2 protein-coding genes are annotated in these 1,437 nt (G+C 41.7%); one reads left to right on the top strand and one right to left on the bottom strand.

Annotated features, from left to right (window positions below):
• Positions 1-185: LPP leucine zipper domain-containing protein (locus IQR33_RS04670; RefSeq protein WP_193843548.1), on the bottom strand; the 185-nt coding region annotated here is incomplete at its 3' end.
• Between the two features lie 550 nt (positions 186-735).
• Between IQR33_RS04670 and IQR33_RS04665 the strand changes: the two genes are divergently transcribed.
• A partial coding sequence (locus tag IQR33_RS04665; RefSeq protein WP_193843547.1) for a DEAD/DEAH box helicase occupies positions 736-1,437 on the top strand: 702 nt, incomplete at its 3' end.

The following is a 1,437-nucleotide window of genomic DNA, read 5'->3' as shown; positions in this document are numbered from 1 at the left end:
ATTGCTGCTGCGCCTGATTTTTGAACGTCAGATTGAAGAGCTTGTACGTCTTGGCTTAGTTGGCTAACTTGGTTGCTTAGTTCGTCTAATTTTGCTGCGTTTGCTGTTGCTGCGTCATCAGAAGAAGCACAACCGGCTAGTAGAAGTACTGAAGTTGCTGCAGCTGCGATCAACGTTTTGTTCATATAAGAACTCCTTGCTTATAGTGAAAGTCTCGCCACTAACTATTATTTTATACAGTAGCGAGGTTAAATGTGGTTACATTTTATCAGTACATGATGTAGCAAAAGTCAAAAAAACCCAAGAATTTCATGGAGTACCTGACGTCAACTTTTACCTGAACTTAACAAAGTTTAACTACCTATCCTTTATTTCGTTCTCACAACAGTTTTCATAGCAGGTGTATTTGCCACGTTCCTGATATCAATAATTTAGACGATATTGACACAAATGAAAGTTTATTGGCCCAAATAACTGCTATTTAAGTCGTTTTGTTGATGGATAGAAGGCATATTTGAACGGCTTTTCTCTAAACTTCCTGTCCAGCTGCTCATCAAAAAGGCTAGTCTTTACTCTGAACTGAGCCACAAATGATGTTTTACCGTTACCACAGGGAATTAGTTTGTGTGATCTCTATCTATACTCCTATGATTTGCGGTATTATACCGAGCTTTATTTTTTTGCTGCGTTAGAGCGGAAACGACACTACAGAGCGCTCAGACGCTGACTGATTTATTGGAGAATACTTTGCAATTTAAAGATCTAGGCCTAGACAACCGATTGTTGAAGAACCTAAAACACTACGATTTTAAAAAAGCGACTGACATTCAGCAGCAGGCGATTCCTGTTGCGATTGCAGGCAAGGATCTATTGGCATCTTCGAAAACAGGTTCGGGCAAGACTTTGGCGTTTGTATTGCCAATGCTTCATAAGTCTTTAAAGACAAAATCGTTTTCTGCGAAAGACCCTCGCGCGGTAATCCTTGCTCCTACTCGTGAGCTAGCGAAACAAGTATATGGTGAGCTTCGTTCTATGCTAGCTGGCCTATCTTATGAAGCAGCACTGATTTTGGGTGGTGAGAACTTTAACGATCAGGTAAAAGCTCTGCGTCGTTACCCGAAATTTATCGTGGCGACACCAGGACGTTTGGCTGATCACTTAGAGCACCGTTCGCTTTATCTGGATGGTTTGGAAACGCTAATTCTGGACGAAGCAGACCGTATGTTGGATTTGGGCTTTGCACCAGAGCTTCGTCGCATTCATAAAGCAGCCAAGCATCGTCGTCGTCAAACGTTGATGTTCTCTGCGACATTAGATCATGCAGACGTCAATGAAATCGCGGCTGAAATGCTCAATACGCCAAAGCGTATTGCTATCGGCGTTTCTAACGAAGAACATAAAGATATTACGCAAAAATTTTACTTGTGTGATCACCTG

Source organism: Vibrio sp. OPT46 (assembly GCF_015163535.1).
Classification (GTDB): domain Bacteria; phylum Pseudomonadota; class Gammaproteobacteria; order Enterobacterales; family Vibrionaceae; genus Vibrio; species Vibrio alginolyticus.
This window is presented reverse-complemented; position numbering and strand designations above follow the sequence as displayed.